19 protein-coding genes are annotated in these 19,990 nt (G+C 42.5%); 8 read left to right on the forward strand and 11 right to left on the reverse strand.

The window, feature by feature from the left end; translation table 11 throughout:
• Positions 1-150: 150 nt before the first annotated feature.
• The 4 genes from gyrB to dnaA all read right to left on the reverse strand — a co-directional run bounded on the left by gyrB (position 151) and on the right by dnaA (position 6,411).
• The gene (gene gyrB, locus RR876_RS15915) at positions 151-2,622 is read right to left on the reverse strand and encodes a DNA topoisomerase (ATP-hydrolyzing) subunit B (RefSeq protein ID WP_004697421.1); all 2,472 of its coding nucleotides are present in this window, start codon (positions 2,620-2,622) and stop codon (positions 151-153) included.
• Between the two features lie 52 nt (positions 2,623-2,674).
• Complete coding sequence (recF, locus tag RR876_RS15920) at positions 2,675-3,757, reverse strand: DNA replication/repair protein RecF (protein WP_332478421.1); 1,083 nt, start codon at positions 3,755-3,757, stop codon at positions 2,675-2,677.
• Between the two features lie 15 nt (positions 3,758-3,772).
• On the reverse strand, positions 3,773-4,921 hold the full coding sequence (gene dnaN / locus RR876_RS15925; protein ID WP_004977721.1) for a DNA polymerase III subunit beta: 1,149 nt from the start codon (positions 4,919-4,921) through the stop codon (positions 3,773-3,775).
• Positions 4,922-5,031: 110 nt separating this feature from the next.
• The gene (gene dnaA / locus RR876_RS15930) at positions 5,032-6,411 is read right to left on the reverse strand and encodes a chromosomal replication initiator protein DnaA (protein ID WP_332478420.1); all 1,380 of its coding nucleotides are present in this window, start codon (positions 6,409-6,411) and stop codon (positions 5,032-5,034) included.
• 672 nt (positions 6,412-7,083) lie between these two features.
• On the opposite strand from dnaA, the gene rpmH reads away from it, so the two are divergent.
• The 5 genes from rpmH (at position 7,084) to mnmE (ending at position 11,195) form a co-directional block, all read left to right on the forward strand.
• Positions 7,084-7,218, forward strand: coding sequence for a 50S ribosomal protein L34 (rpmH, locus tag RR876_RS15935; protein ID WP_000831329.1), 135 nt, complete (start codon positions 7,084-7,086; stop codon positions 7,216-7,218).
• Positions 7,219-7,251: 33 nt separating this feature from the next.
• Entirely contained in the window at positions 7,252-7,641 is a 390-nt protein-coding gene (gene rnpA, locus RR876_RS15940) for a ribonuclease P protein component (RefSeq protein WP_039890852.1), read from the forward strand.
• Positions 7,642-7,650: 9 nt separating this feature from the next.
• Positions 7,651-7,971, forward strand: coding sequence for a membrane protein insertion efficiency factor YidD (gene yidD, locus RR876_RS15945; protein WP_279745446.1), 321 nt, complete (start codon positions 7,651-7,653; stop codon positions 7,969-7,971).
• A 5-nt stretch (positions 7,972-7,976) separates the two neighbouring features.
• Complete coding sequence (gene yidC, locus RR876_RS15950) at positions 7,977-9,740, forward strand: membrane protein insertase YidC (RefSeq protein WP_332478419.1); 1,764 nt, start codon at positions 7,977-7,979, stop codon at positions 9,738-9,740.
• Positions 9,741-9,839: 99 nt separating this feature from the next.
• Positions 9,840-11,195 carry a tRNA uridine-5-carboxymethylaminomethyl(34) synthesis GTPase MnmE gene (gene mnmE, locus RR876_RS15955; protein ID WP_332478418.1) on the forward strand — a complete coding sequence of 452 codons (1,356 nt, stop codon included), beginning with the start codon at positions 9,840-9,842 and terminating at the stop codon, positions 11,193-11,195.
• A gap of 43 nt (positions 11,196-11,238) precedes the next feature.
• Here the strand turns inward: mnmE and RR876_RS15960 are convergent, their stop codons facing one another.
• The gene (locus tag RR876_RS15960; RefSeq protein WP_332478424.1) at positions 11,239-12,384 is read right to left on the reverse strand and encodes an MFS transporter; all 1,146 of its coding nucleotides are present in this window, start codon (positions 12,382-12,384) and stop codon (positions 11,239-11,241) included.
• Between the two features lie 166 nt (positions 12,385-12,550).
• A complete protein-coding gene (locus tag RR876_RS15965) occupies positions 12,551-12,817 on the reverse strand; it encodes a metal/formaldehyde-sensitive transcriptional repressor (protein WP_332478417.1) in 267 nt (88 codons plus the stop codon).
• Positions 12,818-12,873: 56 nt separating this feature from the next.
• Here RR876_RS15965 and dmeF point away from each other — a divergent pair, with 56 nt between their 5' ends.
• Together dmeF and RR876_RS15975 are read left to right on the forward strand one after the other, a co-directional pair.
• The gene (dmeF, locus tag RR876_RS15970) at positions 12,874-13,893 is read left to right on the forward strand and encodes a CDF family Co(II)/Ni(II) efflux transporter DmeF (RefSeq protein ID WP_332637103.1); all 1,020 of its coding nucleotides are present in this window, start codon (positions 12,874-12,876) and stop codon (positions 13,891-13,893) included.
• Between the two features lie 106 nt (positions 13,894-13,999).
• Positions 14,000-14,701 carry a DsbC family protein gene (locus RR876_RS15975; protein WP_005401779.1) on the forward strand — a complete coding sequence of 234 codons (702 nt, stop codon included), beginning with the start codon at positions 14,000-14,002 and terminating at the stop codon, positions 14,699-14,701.
• 61 nt (positions 14,702-14,762) lie between these two features.
• Here RR876_RS15975 and RR876_RS15980 read toward each other — a convergent pair whose 3' ends face one another.
• The 3 genes from RR876_RS15980 to guaD form a co-directional block, all read right to left on the reverse strand.
• Positions 14,763-15,014, reverse strand: coding sequence for a GlsB/YeaQ/YmgE family stress response membrane protein (locus RR876_RS15980; RefSeq protein WP_004977734.1), 252 nt, complete (start codon positions 15,012-15,014; stop codon positions 14,763-14,765).
• Between the two features lie 173 nt (positions 15,015-15,187).
• Positions 15,188-15,715: a hypoxanthine phosphoribosyltransferase gene (gene hpt, locus RR876_RS15985; RefSeq protein WP_004697480.1), complete on the reverse strand. Its 528-nt coding sequence runs from the start codon at positions 15,713-15,715 to the stop codon at positions 15,188-15,190.
• 226 nt (positions 15,716-15,941) lie between these two features.
• Positions 15,942-17,258, reverse strand: coding sequence for a guanine deaminase (gene guaD, locus RR876_RS15990; RefSeq protein ID WP_332478414.1), 1,317 nt, complete (start codon positions 17,256-17,258; stop codon positions 15,942-15,944).
• A 328-nt stretch (positions 17,259-17,586) separates the two neighbouring features.
• Between guaD and RR876_RS15995 the strand changes: the two genes are divergently transcribed.
• Positions 17,587-18,060 (forward strand): hypothetical protein, encoded by a 474-nt coding sequence (locus RR876_RS15995; protein ID WP_004697483.1) that lies wholly within the window; start codon positions 17,587-17,589, stop codon positions 18,058-18,060.
• 381 nt (positions 18,061-18,441) lie between these two features.
• On the opposite strand, the gene RR876_RS16000 is transcribed toward RR876_RS15995, so the two are convergent.
• Positions 18,442-19,602 carry a glutathionylspermidine synthase family protein gene (locus RR876_RS16000; RefSeq protein ID WP_332478413.1) on the reverse strand — a complete coding sequence of 387 codons (1,161 nt, stop codon included), beginning with the start codon at positions 19,600-19,602 and terminating at the stop codon, positions 18,442-18,444.
• A 3-nt stretch (positions 19,603-19,605) separates the two neighbouring features.
• Positions 19,606-19,968, reverse strand: a complete 363-nt coding sequence (locus tag RR876_RS16005) for a hypothetical protein (protein ID WP_332478412.1) — start codon at positions 19,966-19,968, stop codon at positions 19,606-19,608.
• Positions 19,969-19,990 lie beyond the last annotated feature (22 nt).

Raw genomic sequence — 19,990 nt, forward strand, 5'->3', positions numbered from 1 at the left:
CTGTGCAAAAGACTTGATACTCACATCATGACATCGCTATAAGTCAGTTTAATAACAGTGCGCATTGCTTATATTTTATTCAAAAACATAAAAAATGCTGTAAAAAAAAGCACCCCGTAGGGTGCTTTTATGGCTTATTTTGTAAAGCGCTTAGGCATCAATATCCGCATTCAATGCATTTTCTTCAATGAATGCACGACGTGGTTCCACATCGTCACCCATCAAACAAGAGAACATACGATCGGCTTCAATCGCATCCTGAATGGTAACTTGCAACATGTTGCGGTTTTCAGGATCCATAGTGGTTTCCCAAAGCTGGTCCGCATTCATCTCACCCAAGCCTTTATAGCGCTGAATCATCATGCCACGACGTGAATCAGACAAAATATGCTGCCATACCTGATGGAAGTTGGTGACTGCAATCTTGCGATCGCCTTTTTGCAGGTAAGCACCGTCTTCCAACAACGTGAACCAGCTCTTGGAGTTTTTCAACAAACGTGCATATTCACCAGAACCCAATAAGCCTGCATCTAATAAATAGCTGTGCGGCAGATTGTGTACATAGATGGTGATACGAGGCAAGTAAGTCTCGATCTTTTGGCCATCCGCCAGTTCTTTTTCAAACGTTTCTAAGCTTAACTCAGGACGCAAGCTCGGTTGAATCTCTGCCACAGCACTGCGCACTTGTTCAGCCCATTGCTCGACATAAGCTCGGTCATGGTTTTGATCAAGTTTAAAGCCTTCAACCGAAATCAACGCATCTAAGACACTGGCAGGATAACGTACAGTTAAACGCTGTAGGCTCTTCTGAGACGTTTGATAGTCTGCAATCACATTCGCTAAAGCTTCACCACGGATTGCAGGTGCAGCGTCACTGATATGCAATTCAAGCTCATCAATGGCGTTTGAAATTAAATAGGTTTCAAGCGCATCATTATCTTTAAGATACTGCTCTTGCTTGCCTTTTTTCAGCTTATACAGCGGTGGCTGAGCGATATAGATATAACCACGTTCCACCAGTTCAGGCATTTGACGGAAGAAGAAGGTCAACAATAGGGTACGAATGTGCGAACCATCCACGTCAGCATCGGTCATGATGATGATTTTGTGATAACGCAATTTGTCCGGATTGTACTCTTCACGACCAATACCACAACCCAATGCCGTGATCAGCGTGCCGACTTCTTGAGATGAAATCATCTTGTCAAAACGCGCACGTTCCACGTTTAGGATTTTACCTTTCAACGGTAAAATCGCTTGCATCTTACGGTTACGGCCTTGTTTTGCTGAACCGCCTGCAGAGTCACCCTCGACTAGATACAATTCAGACAAGGCTGGATCTTTTTCTTGGCAATCAGCGAGCTTACCTGGTAAGCCTGCAATATCTAACGCACTTTTACGACGTGTCATTTCACGCGCTTTACGTGCCGCATCACGGGCACGTGCCGCATCAATGATTTTTCCAGCAATCGATTTTGCAGCTTGTGGGTTTTCAAGCAAATATTCAGAGAATGATTTATTCATTGCCTGTTCAACCGCAGGTTTCACTTCGCTTGAAACCAACTTTTCTTTGGTTTGTGAAGAGAATTTTGGATCAGGCACTTTCACTGAAACAATCGCGGTTAAACCTTCACGGGCATCATCACCAGAAACGGCTACTTTCTCTTTTTTGAGTAAGTTTTCGTTTTCCATGTAGCTGTTTAGACCACGCGTTAATGCCGCACGGAAACCCGCTAAATGCGTTCCACCATCTTTTTGTGGAATGTTGTTGGTAAAGCAACGTACGTTTTCCTGATAGGTATCATTCCACTGCAACGCCACTTCAACACCAATGCCATTTTCCGCCTGTACTGTGAAATGGAAAATGTCATTCAGATGAGTTTTGCCTTGGTTTATATATTTGACAAACTCAGACAAGCCGCCTTCATAGTCAAACACATGTTCTGCATGAATACGCTCGTCACGCAAAACAATGCGCACGCCCGCGTTTAAGAAAGACAATTCACGTAAACGACGTGCCAAAATATCAACATTGAAAATGGTTTGGCTAAAAGTTTCAGCACTTGGCCAAAAACGGACAGTTGTCCCTGTCGTATCCGTATCCCCCACAACAGTCAGTGGGTAAACCGGATCACCGTGTTTATATTCCTGTTGATGAATATGACCTGCACGATGAATCGTCAGTTCCAACTTACGCGACAAGGCATTCACAACCGATACGCCTACACCATGTAGACCACCGGAAACCTTGTAGCTATTGTCATCAAACTTACCACCTGCATGCAGAATGGTTAAAATCACTTCTGCGGCAGAAACACCTTCTTCAGGGTGAATATCGGTCGGAATACCGCGCCCATTGTCCGATACACTTACAGATTCATCTTCGTGAATCGTCACCAAAATTTCATCACAGTGACCTGCAAGCGCCTCATCGATCGCATTATCCACCACCTCAAACACCATATGGTGTAAGCCTGAACCATCATCCGTATCACCAATATACATACCCGGACGTTTACGTACTGCGTCCAATCCACGTAATACTTTGATACTAGAGGAATCATAAGCTTTTTCTGTGGTTTGTTCCGTTTGAGAAGCAGCTTGTTGATCTTCTGAACTCATGGTTTCTCCCTAGCGAAAAATAGGTCTATCCCGTGATGGGTAAAATCTAAAATCATTGTGCGACAACTTGAACTTGACCGTTTTCAACACAGAATAATTGATAAGAAATAGATAAATCATGTAAGTGATTTTTGACTGATTCATACTCTAAAGTGGTAATAAAAACTTGACTACCCAGTTGGCTCAATCGCTCAATTAAACGTTGTTGTGCTGTTAAATCTAATTCTGCTGTCAGATCATCTAATAATACCACAGTTTCCTTATTACAAGCATGCAGCATTGCAATCTGTGACAGTTTTAAGGCTATGATTAACAGCTTTTTTTGTCCACGTGACAGCACTACATCGGCATCGCCAAGGCTTGTTTTTAAACGTAAATCTGCCTTGTGTGGACCATACTCGGTATAGCGCCGTTCAAGGTCTTTTTGATGGTGACTTTGCAGGTCATTCAGTAGCCCCAACTCGGTATGAAAACCTGGGCTATATTCTAACTGAACCTCGATATCTGGCAGCAGGTGTTTTAAATCTTGCTCAAAAAAGCCCTTCCACTGCTCCACAATGCTGACGCGCTGCGAATGCAGCATTTCCCCATAGTCACTGAGCATTTTGTTCCACGGCTCCAAATCTACCAGACTTAGATTCCGTCGTGTTTTCAGTAAACTATTACGCTGTTTTAATGCCCGTGAATAATATTGCCATGCATGATAAAACTCAGGTTCCACGTGGAACATCAACCAATCTAATAACTGCCGTCTGGGCTTAGCACCATGATCAATAATATCGGTACTTTGAGGATCAATCAGTTGCAAAGGAAGAATTTTAGCCAACTGACCTTGAGTGGCAATGTTGTCGCCATTGACCTTGATGAGCTGTTCACCAGACAACAGCTTTTGCATCCCAATTTTTTCAGAACAGGATTGGGCAAAGACAATCGCGTCTTGGGTATCGGTTTGAATATAGTGTTTCGGAATATGGGTACGAAAGGAACGCCCTGTCGCCAGCAGATGAATGGCTTCTAAAATTGAGGTTTTACCTGAACCATTTTGTCCATAAAAAACATTAAACGGTTGCAATCCATGGAGAGCAACCGTTCTGAGATTTCGAACACGTTCGATGTTTAAACGCGTGATTTGCATGCCTGAACCTAGGGCTTAAACACGCATTGGCATGACCACATAGGTCTGATCTTGGTGGGCTGGGTCTTGCACTAGAACCGATTGATTTGCTTCGGTCATCGTCATTGACACATCATCGCCATCCAATGCGCCTAAGACTTCCAAGATGTATTGGGCATTAAAAGACATTTCCATCGGCGCATTATTATATTGAATCGCCAAATCTTCTACGGCTTCATCTTGCTCTGGGTTATTGGCACGTAGTTGCAAAGTATCTGCGGCAAAGTTTAAGAACACACCACGTAGTTTTTCATTACTTAAAATCGAAACACGTTGTAAAGATTGCTTAAAAACATCATGTGCAATTAACACATTTTTATCCCCACCACGTGGAATCACACGGCGATAATCAGGGAACTTACCATCAATCAGTTTCGTGGTGAAACGAACAGTGGTATCCCCTTGTTCTTTGTCACGACTGGCAATAGAAATGGTCACATTCAATAGTTCACGACCAATCAACAACGCCAATTGTTCATCTTCAATGCTCAATAAACGCTGTAATTCGCCCACTGCTTTACGTGGAACAATCGCTTGAATCAATTGAGTGGCATTTGAGCTGGCGACAGTTTCACACAGAGCCAAACGGTGGCCGTCTGTAGTCACTGCACGCAGTTGATTATTATCAATTTCGAGCAAGGTTCCTGTGAGATAAAAACGCACATCCTGCACTGCCATAGCAAATGCAGTTTTTTCAAATAGGCGCTTTAATTCACGCTGTGTCACCGCAACTTGTGTGCCTTGAGTGTTCTCTGTGGTCAATAAAGGGTAATCTTCAGCCGGTAGAGTCCCCAACACAAAACGGCTATTACCAGACTTTAAAATACAACGTTGATCTTCAGTAATTTGTAAATCTATCAGTGCTGCAGTCGGTAAAGATTTGCAAATATCCATCAGCTTGCGCGCAGGAACAGTGGTTTCACCCGCTTGCAAACACGCCCCCTCGGCAAGAGTAGTGCTTGCAACCAATTCAACTTCTAGGTCTGAACCTGTAATCGTCAAAGACGCTTGGCTCACTTGCACTTTAACATTTGAAAGAATATTTAAAGTATGGCGACGTTCAACCGCTCCTACGACATGTGATAGAACATTAAGTAAGCTTTCTTTCGCGATTTTTAAACGCACGATACATTCCTCGAAAAACTGAAGATAAAATAATAAATAAATGTGTTTTTAGCAGTGTACTATGCGGCAGAACATGCCGCATTGCAAGAATAGAATTTGAGCAATTTCGCTTAACTTTGCAGCAAGCGTTGCAAGTTTTTATAGTCCTCATTGAAGATCGGATCTTCATCACGCAGACTTAAAACTTTTTCACAAGCATGCATGACAGTACTGTGATCACGACCGCCAAAGGCCATACCAATTTCAGGGAAACTGTCGCCAGTTAACTCACGTGCCAAGCCCATTGCCAATTGGCGTGGACGAGCATAAATACGGGTACGTTTAGGCCCAACCAACTCTTTGAGTGGGATTCTAAAGTACTCACTCACCACACGTTGAATATTTTCAGTACTGATGGTTCGCGCACGAATGGCCAAAACATCTTTTAAAGACTCACGCACAACATCCAAATCAATGGCTGTGCCCTTAAAGCGTGAAATAGCCACCACTTTATTCAGTGCACCTTCCAATTCACGTACGTTTGCAACCACTTGTTGTGCAATAAATAATGCACAGTTTCGCGGTAATTCCACATCATTGCTTTCTGCTTTTTTCAGCAAAATTTCAATACGAGTTTCAATATCTGGTGGCTCAACCCCAACCGACAAGCCCCAAGAAAACCGTGAAACCAAGCGTGGATCTAATTCCGTTAATTCTTTTGGATAACGATCAGAAGTCAGAATAATTTGCTTAGATTCATCTAAAAGTGCGTTAAAAGTATAGAAAAACTCAACTAAACTTGCCTCTTTACCCGCCAGCAAATGAATATCATCGACCAACAATAGATCTAATGATCGACAATTTTTCTTAAATTCTTCCACTTTGCCTTGTTGTAAAGAGCTAACGAAGTCTTGAACAAAGCTTTCTGCCGTCATATACATGACACGTGCATTCGGTTTGGCTTGTAACAAGGCATTGCCCACTGCTTGCATTAAGTGTGTTTTACCTAAACCAGTGGGGCCATATAAAAATAAGGGATTGTGCTGAGAAGCACCTAACTGGGTTAAAACCTTACGACATGTTTCAGCAGCCATTTGGTTTGAACGACCCTCCACAAAAAGTGAGAAGGAAAATAAAGGATTTAACAGCCGTTTACGGCTGTTTTTAGAATTCCCCTCTTCTTTTTCTTTTTTCGGACGTACAACAGGTGCTGGAGCAGACTCTAAAGCCGCAGTCGTCGTTGCAGGTTGCTCACTCGCAGATAAAATTGCACCTGGGCGTGAGTCGACTAAAATTTCAACTTTACGTACACGCCCTTCAGATAGCTGCTCCACTAAAATTGTAATCAACTCTAGGTGATGTTCTTGAATGTAACGTGTCCAATAGGGATTCGGAGCGTAAAGACGTAGTGTGTCATTTAACTCTTCTGCAACTAAAGGGCGTATCCACATTGTAAAGACATTCCCAGAGAGCTCTTGTCGCAAGCGAGTTAAGCAGTCCGTCCAAAGCATGTGAAACCCCTATTCATTCCATCGATAATTAATAAAAACACTATGTACCCACCGAAGCGGGTCGCCATTCTAACCAAGTTATCCACATCTGTCATGGAAAATTCTGCAGATGTTGTTCAAAAAGCCTGCTTATGAAAATAAATTTAAATTCAAATAGTGGTGTGGATAAGCTTATCCGCAAACTGTGGATAGAATATAGCATAAAGTTATCCACAAACTATTAATTTTATAAAAACAATCTTATCCACATCATATTTTATTGTTTTATAATCAAAAAAGTGCTATTTCCACAGAAAAAGACCATCCTAATAGTAATAAATTTAAATTTATAAATTTGAATTTATTTATAAGGGACCTGTTTTCTGGGGATAACTGGGGGTCTAGAATGAATTTAAATTTAAAACCGTGCATGGTGCGTGAATTTAAAAACTTGTGGATAATTATGTGGGTAATCTTGTTGGTAACTTATATCACTTTAATAAACAATAGTCTAGGTTGTGTATAAGGAAAAAGTGCAGTTGTTTAAACGTTATCGAGAAAAGAGCAAGCTCAAACTGCTGTTACAAATAAAAAGGCTTAATTTCACAAGAAAATCGGTTTTTCATTGACAGCTCAAGCAATGAACACTAAACTCGCGAACCTTCATTGAATGATCATTTTTGGAGTTTCGATATGAAACGTACATTCCAACCATCTGAATTAAAGCGTAAGCGCGTTCATGGTTTCCGTGCTCGTATGGCTACTAAAGCTGGTCGCCAAGTATTAGCTCGTCGTCGTGCAAAAGGTCGTCACAGCTTAACTGTTTAATCAATAGTTAACGCTTAAGCGATTTTGGGTGTTATGACTACACTTTATGGCTTCAGCACAGAGGTTCGTATTCGCTGTGCTGCCGATTATAAAAGTGTCTTCGATGGTGCGCTTTTTAAAGTGCATCAGCCCCATTTCTTATTTCTAGCAAAACTGACCGAACAACCTCAAAGTCGTTTGGGTATTGTTGTTGCTAAAAAGAAAGTGCGTCGTGCACACGAAAGAAATAGAGTAAAACGTTTGGCTCGCGAAAGTTTTCGCTTGCATCAACAGCAATTAACTTTAGATATTGTGGTTATGCCTAAAATGGGGATAGAAACAGTGCCTAATGCAGAGTTGCACCAGCAATTACAATTTGCTTGGCAAAAATTACAACGTCTTGCCAAAAAGCATCAAAAAATAGCTCCCTCCCTGCAAAAGTAGAGATGGCCAATGGTCCGGTTACTGCATTGGTTAATTCGATTTTATCAAATTGCGATTAGTCCTTTACTTGGACCGCGTTGTCGTTATATCCCTACATGTTCTCAATATTCATTGGAAGCAGTCCATACACATGGTGCTGTGCGTGGTGTGTGGTTGGCTACTAAACGTATTTGCCGTTGTCATCCTTGGGGTGGATCGGGGTATGACCCTGTTCCAGCCAAAAGGATTCGTTTTATCTCTTTTCAGCAAATAGATTCTCAAAAGCATCTGGTTGCTGTACCCTTTCGTGATTGTTTCTTGAACCAAAATCACTCTAACCACTTGGGGTAATCGATATGCAACAATGGGCCAGGTTTGCCATTCTCGGGGCCATGTTTGTTGTCGCTTATTTGCTCATTTTGGCTTGGCAAAAAGATTATGGACATGCTGAGACTCAGCCACAGCCACAACAGGCTGCAGCAGTTTCACATGAAGTATCTGCAGATTTGCCAAATGCTCAAACGGCTTCAGCAGCGTCTGATATGCCACAAGCAAATATCGCGACTCAGCAACCAGCTACAGAAGCAAAAGCATCTGTAAATCAACAGCTTATTTCAGTACAAACTGACCTTTATCATCTTTGGATTAATCCTAAAGGTGGTGATATTGTTCGTATTGAATTGTTAAACCATGACAAGAGCAAAGACAGCAACGAAGCATTTGTCATGCTTGAAAGTGATGCAAAACGTACTTATGTGGCGCAGTCTGGTTTAATTGGTCTTAATGGTCCAGACAGTAACCGTAGCGGTCGCCCAATGTATGAGATTGAAAAATCTGCTTATACATTGAATGATGCCAAAGCGGTTCAAACTGAAGATGGAAAAAGCATCAAAGTGTTAACCGTACCGATGGTACTGAAAACAGCTGATGGTGTGGAAATCATTAAAACCTTTACCTTTAAGCAAGGTGAATATCCTGTTGTTGTGAACCATAAAGTGGTGAACCGCAGTGGTCAAAACTGGCAGGGTCAAATGTTTGGTCAACTCAAACGTGACAACTCTGATGATCCAGGCAAATCGGATCAAGGTATTTTCACGCTGGGCACTTTCTTAGGTGGTGCTTGGGGTTCGCCTGAAGAACATTATAACAAGCTTAAATTTGCTAACTTCAATGAAGAAAAATTGAATGTTGAAGCGAAAGGCGGCTGGGTTGCTATGGTTCAGCACTACTTTGTGAGTGCTTGGATTCCTGGTGATTTAAAATTGACGCAAGCCAATGGTCAACCTTATGTCGCGAAATTAGAGTCGCGTAAGTCAACGGATGATATGAATATCATTGGTTTTACTTCGCCGACGATTACTGTGCCTGGTGGTACAGTGGCTGAGATTGACGCGACTTTCTATTCAGGTCCTAAAGTTCAATCTGAGTTAAAAGAGCTCGCAACAGGGTTAAACCAAACTGTTGATTATGGTTGGTTATGGCCAATTGCGAAATTATTGTTCTTGGGTCTTGAGTTCTTCCACGGTTTAGTGGGTAACTGGGGCTGGGCAATTATTTTGTTAACGGTCTTGGTGAAACTGATTCTTTGGCCATTGTCGTCTAAGAGCTATCGCTCAATGGCGAAAATGCGTGTTATTGCACCTGAAATGCAGCGTATGAAAGAAGAGTTCGGTGAAGACCGTATGCGCTTCTCTCAAGAAATGATGGCACTATATAAACGTGAACAAGTCAATCCGCTTGCGGGTTGTTTGCCATTGTTATTACAAATGCCAATCTTCCTTGCGTTGTACTGGGTGTTGATGGAGTCTGTTGAGCTTCGTCATGCGCCATGGTTACTTTGGATTCAAGATTTGTCGGCGATGGATCCGTGGTTTATTTTACCGCTGTTAATGGGCGCAACGATGTTCATTCAGCAGTCTTTAAATCCACAACCGGCTGATCCAATGCAAGCGAAAGTTTTCAAAATCATGCCGATTGTTTTCACAGTCTTTATGTTGTTCTTCCCTGCGGGTCTCGTGTTGTACTGGATTGTCAATAACAGTATCACGATTATTCAGCAGACCTTGATCAACAAATCTGTTGAAAAAGACCGCTTGAATAAGGAAAGTGCGTCGAGTTAATCGAGGCAACTTTTCGCGAAAAGCTGAATAAATCCGCTTAAGATGGTAATCTTAGGCGGATTTTTCATTGTGTGACTTTTAAGATTTTAGGTGAATGTTATGTACAACCGAACCACGATTGCTGCCATTGCAACACCACCTGGGCGTGGTGGTGTGGGGGTCATTCGCCTATCTGGTCCCAAGTCTTATGAGATTGCACAGGCCTTGACTCTAAAAGACTTGCCTAAAGCGCGTTTTGCAGGTTTTCGTCAGTTTTATGATGCATCTGGCGAAGTGATGGATGAGGGTTTAGCGATTTGTTTTCCGAACCCGAATTCGTTCACTGGTGAAGATGTGGTTGAGTTGCAAGGTCATGGTGGCCCTGTCATTCAAAATGCTTTACTGGGGCGTTTATTGGAGCTCGGAGTGATTGCTGCAAAAGCGGGTGAGTTTTCTATGCGTGCTTTTGAAAATGGCAAACTGGATTTGGTACAGGCTGAAGCGATCGCTGACTTGATTGATGCGACGTCTCAAGCGGCTGCACGTTCTGCGGTACGTTCATTACAAGGCGCATTTTCAACTAAAGTGAATCGTGTGTTGGAGCAATTGATTCATCTACGTTTGCATGTGGAAGCTGCGATTGATTTTCCTGAAGAAGAAATTGATTTTCTCGCAGATGGGAAAATTTTAAATCTTTTAGATGGTGTTACAGCTGCTGTGAACCAAGTGCAACAATCGGCTCGTCAAGGACAGTTGCTGCGTGAAGGTTTACAAGTGGTGATTGCAGGAAAACCGAATGCGGGTAAGTCATCACTGCTCAATGCATTAGCGGGCATTGAACGCGCCATTGTGACGGATATTGCGGGTACAACACGGGATGTCTTACATGAAAAAATTACCCTGAATGGCTTACCCATTACCTTAACCGATACCGCGGGTTTACGTGAAACGGGTGATATCGTGGAAAAAGAAGGGATTCGTCGTGCCATTAAAGAAATTGAACAAGCCGATCTCTTGCTCTTAGTTTATGACTTAAGCCAAGGTGAAGACCCACTCGAACTAGCACAAGAATATTTTGCTGAGCATATTGAACCGAAACGTTTAATGTTGATTGGTAATAAGTGTGATTTGATGGAAACAACATCGCATATTGAAGATTTTAACGGCTTCCGTCATATTATGGTTTCGGCAAAGCAAGAAACTGGAGTTCAAGCGCTCATAGAAGCGATTACAGCACATGCAGGCTTCCAGCCAGAAGAAGATACCTTTATTGCACGTACACGCCATTTAGACGCAATGAAACGTACTCAGCTCTACCTTGCAGAAGCTCGTGAACAATTGGTGGTGTATAACGCGGGTGAGTTGGTCGCAGAGTCGCTACGTTTGGCGCAAAATGCCTTAGGTGAAATTACTGGTGATTTTAGTGCGGATGATTTGCTTGGGAAAATTTTTGGATCGTTTTGTATTGGAAAGTGACACTTCTGTGTATAAAAAGCCCTGTGATCAGGGCTTTTTATTTTTAAGCCAGACGTATACTGCCTTTATGTGCAAACCACAGATAAAAACACAATAAAGCGATGGCAATGCAAAAGCTAATGACCCCGAAACTTAATCCAAAGTGATCCGCTAGATATCCGACGGCCACAATTGGCACAATCGTACCCAAATAACCAATAAAAAGATAAGTCGACATCACTGCAGCACGATTCTCTAAGCTGGTCATGGCATGAATGAGACCAAAGGAACCAATCAAGGTCAGGCCATGTCCGACACCAACGAGAAAATCACTGATAAAGAAAAATGCACTCAGTTGAAATAGCATACACAGCGCCAAAATGCCTAAGCTTGCGATCAAGGTAATTAAGCCATAGTTGAGGCACTTATAAGCTGGAATGCTTCTGGCAAAATACTGCACCACGGCAGAGACAATCAAAATGCTGGTAATGGCTGAACCGCTAATGAGGGGACCGTGCCAAGGCAAAATATCCCGCACAAATGACGGGGATAAGGATGCAAATAAACTAAACGCGGCAAAGGCACTAAATGCGGTAAATCCGACAATCAAAAATAACTGCTGATATTGCACTTCAGGTCGGAGCAGTTTCGGAGCAATACTAAAGGGCTGTGCGGTAAACGTGGGAGACTCAACCCAAAATAAGCCAAAGAAACACAGTACAGCGCCAAGAATGACGGGGAGATAAGGGCTGACCAAAGGATATTCTGAAAATTGAGCAATCAGGCCACCAATCAGCGGGCCTAAGCCAAAGCCTACAGCGGTAATAATCGAACTCAGTTGCGGTGCAATCTGTTGATGGCTTTTGGGCACGGTATACATCAGCCCCAGTAAGGCCGAAGTGGTCATCAAACCAGATGCAATACCAATAATAAAACGCCCCAAAGATAAAATGAGTGCATCAGAAGCATAGGCGGAAATCACCAACCCGATGCTGATAAACACCAACCCTACTTGTAAGGTGCGTAAATAGCCAATGCTATTACTGGTCCGGCCAAGAAACAGTAAAGTAGCGAGACAACCAAACATATAAGCCACAAAAATATAGGTGATCTGACTCGGCACCAGATGCCATAAGGCTTGATACAGCGGGTAAAGTGGACTGGCTAAGGCAGTCCCCATCGTTCCCATCATTAAGGCGAGGCTGACCATACAAAATGGACGCCAAGAAGTGGTTGTTGTCATGCAAATGCCTTGCGGCTCTCTCAGTCAAAACAAGAATATTTTGATGCCCAAGAGAAAAAGGATAGAGAGCAACAGTGTATCGGTTTGTGGAAAAAATGGTCAACTAAAAACTTGAAAAAGAACGCAATAAGACTTAGCCATAGCGTTTCAGCAGTTTTAAGAACTCAGCCAACTCGTCTTCATTGACCTGTTCAGCTTGTGCTAAAACATGATGGCGTAAGTGTGCTTCAACCAGTTCATTCATTAGTCCATTGACCGCGCCTTTAATGGCAGCGACTTGTTGTAAAACATCGATACAACTGGCGTCGGGATGTGTGATCGAGAGTTCAACGGCGTTGACCTGCCCTTGTAAGCGTTTCACACGGTTTAAAATTTTTTTATCTTTATGCAAATGACTCAACACATTGCTCCAAAAATAAATATACTGATGGGGAGTATATTGGTGAATGATTTTAAATGCAAAATACCCCATCACGTCAGCATACGCATCATTTTGATGACGGTAATCCACTGGCACAAAAACGGATTTTAATGGCGACCATTTTAACGGCAGTCATGATGTTATTAGAAGTGATTGGTGGATGGATTTTCCAATCAATGGCTTTGCTGGCGGATGGTTGGCATATGAGTTCGCATATGTTGGCACTGGGTTTGGCTTATTTTGCGTATCGTGCTGCGCGGCATTATGCTCATGATCAGCGCTTTAGTTTCGGCACATGGAAAATTGAAATTCTTGCAGGCTACAGCAGCGCTATTTTGCTGATGGTGGTGGCGGGTTTTATGGCTTTTCACTCGATTCAGCGTCTATTCTCGCCTGTACAAATTCATTATAACGAAGCGATTCCAATTGCGATTTTAGGCTTATTAGTGAATTTAATCTGTGCATGGTTGCTGCACGATGGTCACCATCACCATCACCATCACCATCACCATCACCATCACCATCACCATCACCATCACCATCACCATCACCATCACCATCACGCTCATGATCATGGAGTAGAAGTACATAGCCATCATCATGATTTAAATCAGAAAGCTGCATTTATGCATGTGGTGGCAGATGCAGTGACTTCCATTTTTGCCATTATCGCGCTGATTTTTGGTAAATATTTGGGCTGGGATTTTCTCGATGCGGCCCTTGGAATCGTGGGGTCAATACTGGTGGCGAAATGGGCATTGAGCTTAATGCAAGAAACGGGAAAAACCTTGTTAGATGCTGAAATGGATCATCATGTGGTGGATGAAATTCGAGAGGTGGTGGCAGAACTACCGCATACGACATTGACCGATTTACATGTTTGGAAAGTAGGAAAAGGCAAGTTTTCCTGCATTTTGGCTTTAGAAACGACGGTAGACTTAACTGCGGATCGCGTGCGGGCAATGCTCTCGTTTCATGAAGAAATTGTTCATGTCTCGGTGGAAATTAATAACACGGCTCTAACTGTTCCACGTGAAACTTTGGCCAGTTCATAAGCACGGCGTGTTGGGTTTCGGTAAAGCCAAGGAAAAAATGATTCAATGCTTGAATAATACGCTCTACACTAGCGCCGTGGTTCTCCGATTGAAAGAGCAAAAAGTGATGATAAAAAAACTGGGTTTGGCACTACTCACAAGTGCAATTGCAAGCATGAGTATGGCCAGTGTAGAAAGTGTTCAAGCTAACTTAAAAAAGAATTATCCAAATATTAATGTTCAAAATATTCAAAAAACAGAAATGTCGGGCATTTATAGCGGATCTTTAGATGGCGAAATTGTGTATTTAGGAGAAGCGGCTGAGCATGTGATTGCAGGTTCGATGGTACGCTTAAAAGATCAGAAAAATTTAAGTGCTGCCTTATATGTGCAACAGAATTCGCTCGATTGGAACAAGCTGCCGCTAAAAGATGCCATTAAAAGCGTTAAAGGTAACGGAAAACGCCAATTGGCGGTTTTTTCAGACCCAAACTGTCCTTACTGTAAGCAGTTAGAGGCTGAGCTGAATAAACTGAATGATGTGACCATCTATACCTTTATTTATGCCATTAAGGCGCAATCGATTGCACCGTCGAAACAAGTGTTTTGTGAAGCAGACCCTGCCCTCGCATGGAAAAATTTGATTGCTAAAGGGACTCAACCGACGTCGAAAAAACCGTGTGCCAATCCAATTGAGCGCAACATTGAACTCGGTCGTAGTCTGGGTTTACAAGGGACGCCCGTGGTTATTTTCTCAAATGGCTTTAAAGTGAATGGTGCTGTGCCTTCAACGACTATTGAAAATATGTGGCGTGAACTGGGCTTATAAGAGAGAGTTCAAATATACATATAAAAAGCACCTGAAACGGTGCTTTTTTTAATGGATCAGTTTAGGTTTTTTTGGTGACCATGTTGTAGATGAATAAAATAACAATGGCTCCAATAACTGACGCAATAAAGCCTGCGGCAGAGCCTTCACTATAGAGACCAAGTAAACGACCACCATAAGTGGCTACGAGAGAACCTGCAATCCCCAGTAAAGTGGTGACAATAAATCCCGCTTTGTCATCGCCAGGATGGATAGCACGTGCGATGAGACCTGCAATAAAACCAATCACGATTGCAACAATAAGTGACCACATGAGCCAGCTCCTTTTTTTATCATGTCTTTGTTTTTACATCATGTGCAAAAATATCATCAGGTATAATGCGACTGTGCAGTAGAGCGAATCTGCTAAAAACTGTATGTTTTATGTACTTAGCTCACGATAAAAATAAAAAAAGTGGCCTTCGGCCACTCTTTTCTCGATTGGTCTTAAAGACCAATTTCACCAATAAATGGCAAATGACGGTACTTTTGGTCATAGTCTAGGCCATAACCCACAATGAATCGATCTTCAACGTTAAAGCCTAAAAACTTCACATCGAGTTCAATTTCACGGCGTGAAGGTTTGCTGACTAAAGTGCATAGCTCAATTGAGTTTGGAGAGCGTGTTTCTAAAATTTCTAATACTTTGCTCAAGGTGTTGCCTGAGTCGATGATGTCTTCAATGACCAAGACATCTTTACCACGAATTTCACCGTCTAAATCTTTTAAAATTTTTACATCACGTGAAGATACCGTACCGCCACCGTAGCTCGAAACCGTCATGAAATCGAGTTCATGGGGTTTTGAAATGGTACGACATAAGTCTGCCATGAAAATGACTGAACCACGTAATAAACCAATCAGTACGAGTTCCTTATCACTGTTTGCATAATGCGCATCGATTTGTGCACCAAGCTCTTTTACTTTCGCTTGAATCTCTTCAGTAGAAATCATTACGCTCATTTGAACGGTCATGGGTAGATACCTAAAAAATTAAAAAAAATCAAAAATAAAAAAGGCGTTGACCTGCAACACCTCTATATATGCATTAATTTTAATATATCTCTAAACGAGATGCACCCCTTTTTGCCCGCTGGAAATGTAATCATTTCATTGCAGGCGGGATGCTGCTTGGTTTAGAGGCGAAAATCAAAGTTGTTTCAAAACTCGATTAGCTGCTTAAATTTTCGCTATTTGCTACTCAGTTTTGCACATAGGCTTTCTGACCAAAAATATAAGTCGCATGAATATTACGGTCATCACCCATGGTCATCAGGGCAAATAACGCATCTTCAATCCCTTTTGCACGTTGCTGACGTAATGCTTGCAGCGCGGTTGCTTTAAGGTCGAGCACCACAAAGTCGGCTTCTTTGCCCAAATTAAAGTTACCGAGCTTATCATCCAAGCTCAGTGCTTTGGCACCGCCCAGCGTAGCGTGATAAAGCGATTCAAATGCGGACAGTTTATCACCTTGAAGTTGCTGTACTTTATAGGCTTCATTGAGGGTTTGTAGTTGGTTAAAAGAGGTTCCTGCACCAATATCGGTACCTAGTCCAACTTTTACCTGCTTGTCCCAAGTCTTGTTCAACGGAAATAAACCACTACCTAAAAATAGGTTGGAGGTCGGACAGAAAGCAATAGCTGAATCCGTCTGATGCATGCAGTCCCACTCCGCGTCTTCTAAATGCACGCAGTGGGCAAAGACCGAATGCGAACCAGTTAAGCCAAAGTGATGATAAACATCGAGATAACCTTGCTGCTCAGGGAATAAGTCTTTTACCCAAGCGATTTCATTTTTATTTTCACTTAAATGCGTATGCACATACACATCTGGGTATTCAGCTTTGAGCTGCCCTGCTTTAGCCAATTGCTCTGGTGTTGATGTTGGAGCAAAGCGTGGCGTAATCGCATACAGGTTACGGCCTTTGCCATGCCATTTCTCAATCAGTACCTTAGAGTCTGTATAAGCACTGTCAGGCGTGTCGCAAAGACTTTCAGGTGCATGACGGTCCATCATGACTTTACCTGCGATCAGGCGCATCTGGTGCTGCTCTGCTGCTTCAAATAAAGCATCAACTGATTCGGTATGCACAGTACAGAAGACCAAGGCTGTGGTGGTTCCATTTTTCAGCAGTTCTTGCACAAAGAATTGGGCAATCCGGTCGGCATAGGCTTTATCGGAAAATTGTAATTCGGTTGGGAAGGTATAGGTATTGAGCCATTCGAGTAGCTGTTCACCATAGGCCCCCACCATTTCTGTTTGTGGAAAATGAATGTGGGTGTCGATAAAGCCCGGCACAATCAATTGTTCAGGATAGTGCTGAACCTCGACGCCAATAGGAAGGTGCTGTTGCCCCTCCTGCCAAGATCCAAACCATTGGATTTTGCCATTTTGGGTAATCAGTAAACCATCTTCTACGTAACGCACTTGGTCGTGAATTTCACGCGCTTGGGCAACCGTATTCTGAATATCTAGGAAGCGACCGCGAACCGCCGTCGTTGCAACTACAGAAGACATTTTAAACCTGCGTTTTGACTTTTTTTCGATTGATTGTACCGTAAACTGGATTTTTTTCACGGCTATTTACTGAAGTTTTTGTGTGTGTTGTGAACGCTGCATTTTAAATGAAAGACTGGAGCAGTATTTTCTAAAAAATTGAACTGTTTTAAGGTTAAACATGTATCCGTGCCATCGATAAGATCATGATTTTTTATGTAATACATACGCACAAGCTTTGAGCTTAAATGATTCAATCTATTCGCAAAATTTTGTTGAGAAAGCCTTTATCTTTAAATGCTGAGTCAGTACAGTGTCGACATTGATAAAATAAGAGACCATGACCCGCATGTATTTTTGGAATACCAAAGCATTAGCACATGAATTATCTAGCAATACCCTCGATAAAAAGCATTATAAAAATTATTACTTAGTCACGGCCTTACTGGTTTCAGTGGTGTATTACTACGGCATGTATTCACCCTATGGTGATGTCCGTGTGATTGGTGTTGAGGGACTTCTGACTTTATTGATTATGTTTATCGGGATTCAAAGCGCTTATAAAGCCAATGGTGGCGATGAGGGTGAGCATTTCTTAGGTCGAATCACAGCGTTGTCTTTTCCCATTTTGGTACAAACCACTGTGGCTGGTGTTGTCTTTGGTGCAGTGTTATTGGGGCTTTATTTTGCTTTTAATCTAGAAGGCACGGCGTTTGATGATTGGTATGAATGGACTATTTCGCTGTTTACCATCTTCCTGCAAATCTTGTTTTTCACGCGTTTGGTGTCTTATATGAAGCGGGTCAAAGCGCATACCATTTAAGCTTGAAAAAAATATTGTCTTCGAATGTATGCCTGTCAGTTTTAGATTTGACAGGCATTTTCTTTTTCAATTTAAACTTTATTTGATACACGGAAGCGTCATCCGCAACCTGCGTAGTGTTTGGAATAAATTGTTTTTGCAACACAAATTTTTTAATTATAGAAAGTGAACAGGTTTTGCGGAGGACAAATGCTTTTCTTACGAAGCTTCGCTTCTCATTTGGCGAAACAAAAGAATAATTGAGCTCCCAGTATTGAACTTAAAAAAGATAAGACTCCGCCGTGAATAACCTAAAAGTGATAGTGCTTCTACTAAAACGCCTGAACAGACCCGCATTAATCTTTGGACACCTATTTTAAATAGGTGATTTAGAGCGCCATTTTATTCCACAAAATAATGCGCAGCAAAATGCGCATCATTGCCAATCACATCAAACACATCTTCACGCAGTGACATCCCCGCACATTCATCACCGACCATCCAAAGTCCCAAAGTGGGCAGCATACCTTCATGCAACGGAGTTTTTACCCAGCGCTGCATGACATAGCCATATTTGTCGTAGTCATCGAAGTAAAAACTACCTGAGGCTGCGCCGCAATCGACATTGTTTTGTAAGATATGAATATTTGCGCCTTCGCGCGCTAAGATGGGCTTACGCACCCATTTCCCTGCGTAGTGGGCGTGCGCATCATAAGCATGGGTTTCTAACAACAATGGATGATTTGGAAAGCGTTTCCATAGCTCGATCAACAGGGCTTTATTGGAGAGCAGCATTTTCCAACACGGTTCAATCCATTCGGTTTCGGGTTTGAGAAATTGCGAAAAATTTTCTTCCCAAATCCATTCCCACGGATACAGCTTAAATAAATGCTGAATCTCTTGCTGATGCAAATCGACAAAGGCTGTGCCATTCCAACCGATGTTTTCCATCGACAGTTCGCTGACATTTAAGCCTGCCTGAAAAGCAGTATCCATGAGGTATTCTAAATTACCCCAATCTTCACGCCCTGCTTCTTGACAGGCTGCGAAATGGACACGGCTACGTGCCGGATAAAGCTGTTTCCAGCGCTCAATCAGCTTTTCATGAATGCTGTTGAATTGATCACGGTTTGCAATGTTTTCGACTTGTTCAATCCAATGCCACTGTGCAACAGAGGCTTCGAGTAAGCCTGTTGGCGTATCGGCATTGTATTCTAGCATTTTGATGGCTTGACCATCATAGGCAAAATCGAAACGGCCATACAGCATTGGCGCTTGGTTTTTCCATGAGTGCTCAATCAGAGGAATCGCTGCTGGGGGGAGTTGAAAATATTCGGGATAATGACCACGTTGAATCATATCCCCTGCCACTTCAAGGCACATTTGGTGTAATTCGTTCGAGGCATCTTCAAGCTGTTCAATTTGCTTGAGGCTAAACTCATAGGCCACCCCTTCTGACCAATACATTGAACCATCCCGCGACGGCAAGTTGTAGTAGTCAAAACCAATCTCTTGATGTGTCTGTTGCCAGTTTGCTCGCTCAGGCAGTAGAACTCGTTTCATGTATTAACCTCCGAACGAACCGCCGCCACGGCCAAATCCTCCACGAATGGGTTGGGATTTGGCATGGCTAAAAACGTGAGTCGAGATTTTAGGTGTGCCCGTCGAATGACGTCCGCGAGCTTTCAATACTTGGCCCATGTAACGGACTTTACGGTTGTTTTTATAATATTGTGGGCCGATATAAACCCCAGTAGAGCCACTATAGCTCGATTCACTATTTTCGTTAGCAGGTTCGCACAGTTCAAAATGCCAGTCTTGGTAGCAGTTGTATTGGTTATTGTAAACATCCTGTTGTAGGGTTTTAGAACCGCTACATGCCGTGAGTAAAACCGGCACTACAACAAGAGTTAATTTTTTGGTACGCATGGATGAGCAACCTTCGGGTTCT

It is taken from the genome of Acinetobacter sp. (assembly GCF_036666595.1).
In the GTDB taxonomy this organism is placed as follows: Bacteria; Pseudomonadota; Gammaproteobacteria; order Pseudomonadales; family Moraxellaceae; genus Acinetobacter.

Coding starts and splice junctions, on each gene's coding strand:
- gyrB (WP_004697421.1), bottom strand. CDS start 2,622: ATGAGTTCAGAAGATCAACAAGCTGCTTCTCAAACGGAACAAACCACA.
- recF (WP_332478421.1), bottom strand. CDS start 3,757: ATGCAAATCACGCGTTTAAACATCGAACGTGTTCGAAATCTCAGAACG.
- dnaA (WP_332478420.1), bottom strand. CDS start 6,411: ATGCTTTGGACGGACTGCTTAACTCGCTTGCGACAAGAGCTCTCTGGG.
- rpmH (WP_000831329.1), top strand. CDS start 7,084: ATGAAACGTACATTCCAACCATCTGAATTAAAGCGTAAGCGCGTTCAT.
- rnpA (WP_039890852.1), top strand. CDS start 7,252: ATGACTACACTTTATGGCTTCAGCACAGAGGTTCGTATTCGCTGTGCT.
- yidD (WP_279745446.1), top strand. CDS start 7,651: ATGGTCCGGTTACTGCATTGGTTAATTCGATTTTATCAAATTGCGATT.
- yidC (WP_332478419.1), top strand. CDS start 7,977: ATGCAACAATGGGCCAGGTTTGCCATTCTCGGGGCCATGTTTGTTGTC.
- mnmE (WP_332478418.1), top strand. CDS start 9,840: ATGTACAACCGAACCACGATTGCTGCCATTGCAACACCACCTGGGCGT.
- RR876_RS15960 (WP_332478424.1), bottom strand. CDS start 12,384: ATGGTCAGCCTCGCCTTAATGATGGGAACGATGGGGACTGCCTTAGCC.
- dmeF (WP_332637103.1), top strand. CDS start 12,874: ATGCAAAATACCCCATCACGTCAGCATACGCATCATTTTGATGACGGT.
- RR876_RS15975 (WP_005401779.1), top strand. CDS start 14,000: ATGATAAAAAAACTGGGTTTGGCACTACTCACAAGTGCAATTGCAAGC.
- RR876_RS15980 (WP_004977734.1), bottom strand. CDS start 15,014: ATGTGGTCACTTATTGTTGCAATCGTGATTGGTTTTATTGCAGGTCTC.
- hpt (WP_004697480.1), bottom strand. CDS start 15,715: ATGACCGTTCAAATGAGCGTAATGATTTCTACTGAAGAGATTCAAGCG.
- guaD (WP_332478414.1), bottom strand. CDS start 17,258: ATGTCTTCTGTAGTTGCAACGACGGCGGTTCGCGGTCGCTTCCTAGAT.
- RR876_RS15995 (WP_004697483.1), top strand. CDS start 17,587: ATGTATTTTTGGAATACCAAAGCATTAGCACATGAATTATCTAGCAAT.
- RR876_RS16000 (WP_332478413.1), bottom strand. CDS start 19,602: ATGAAACGAGTTCTACTGCCTGAGCGAGCAAACTGGCAACAGACACAT.
- RR876_RS16005 (WP_332478412.1), bottom strand. CDS start 19,968: ATGCGTACCAAAAAATTAACTCTTGTTGTAGTGCCGGTTTTACTCACG.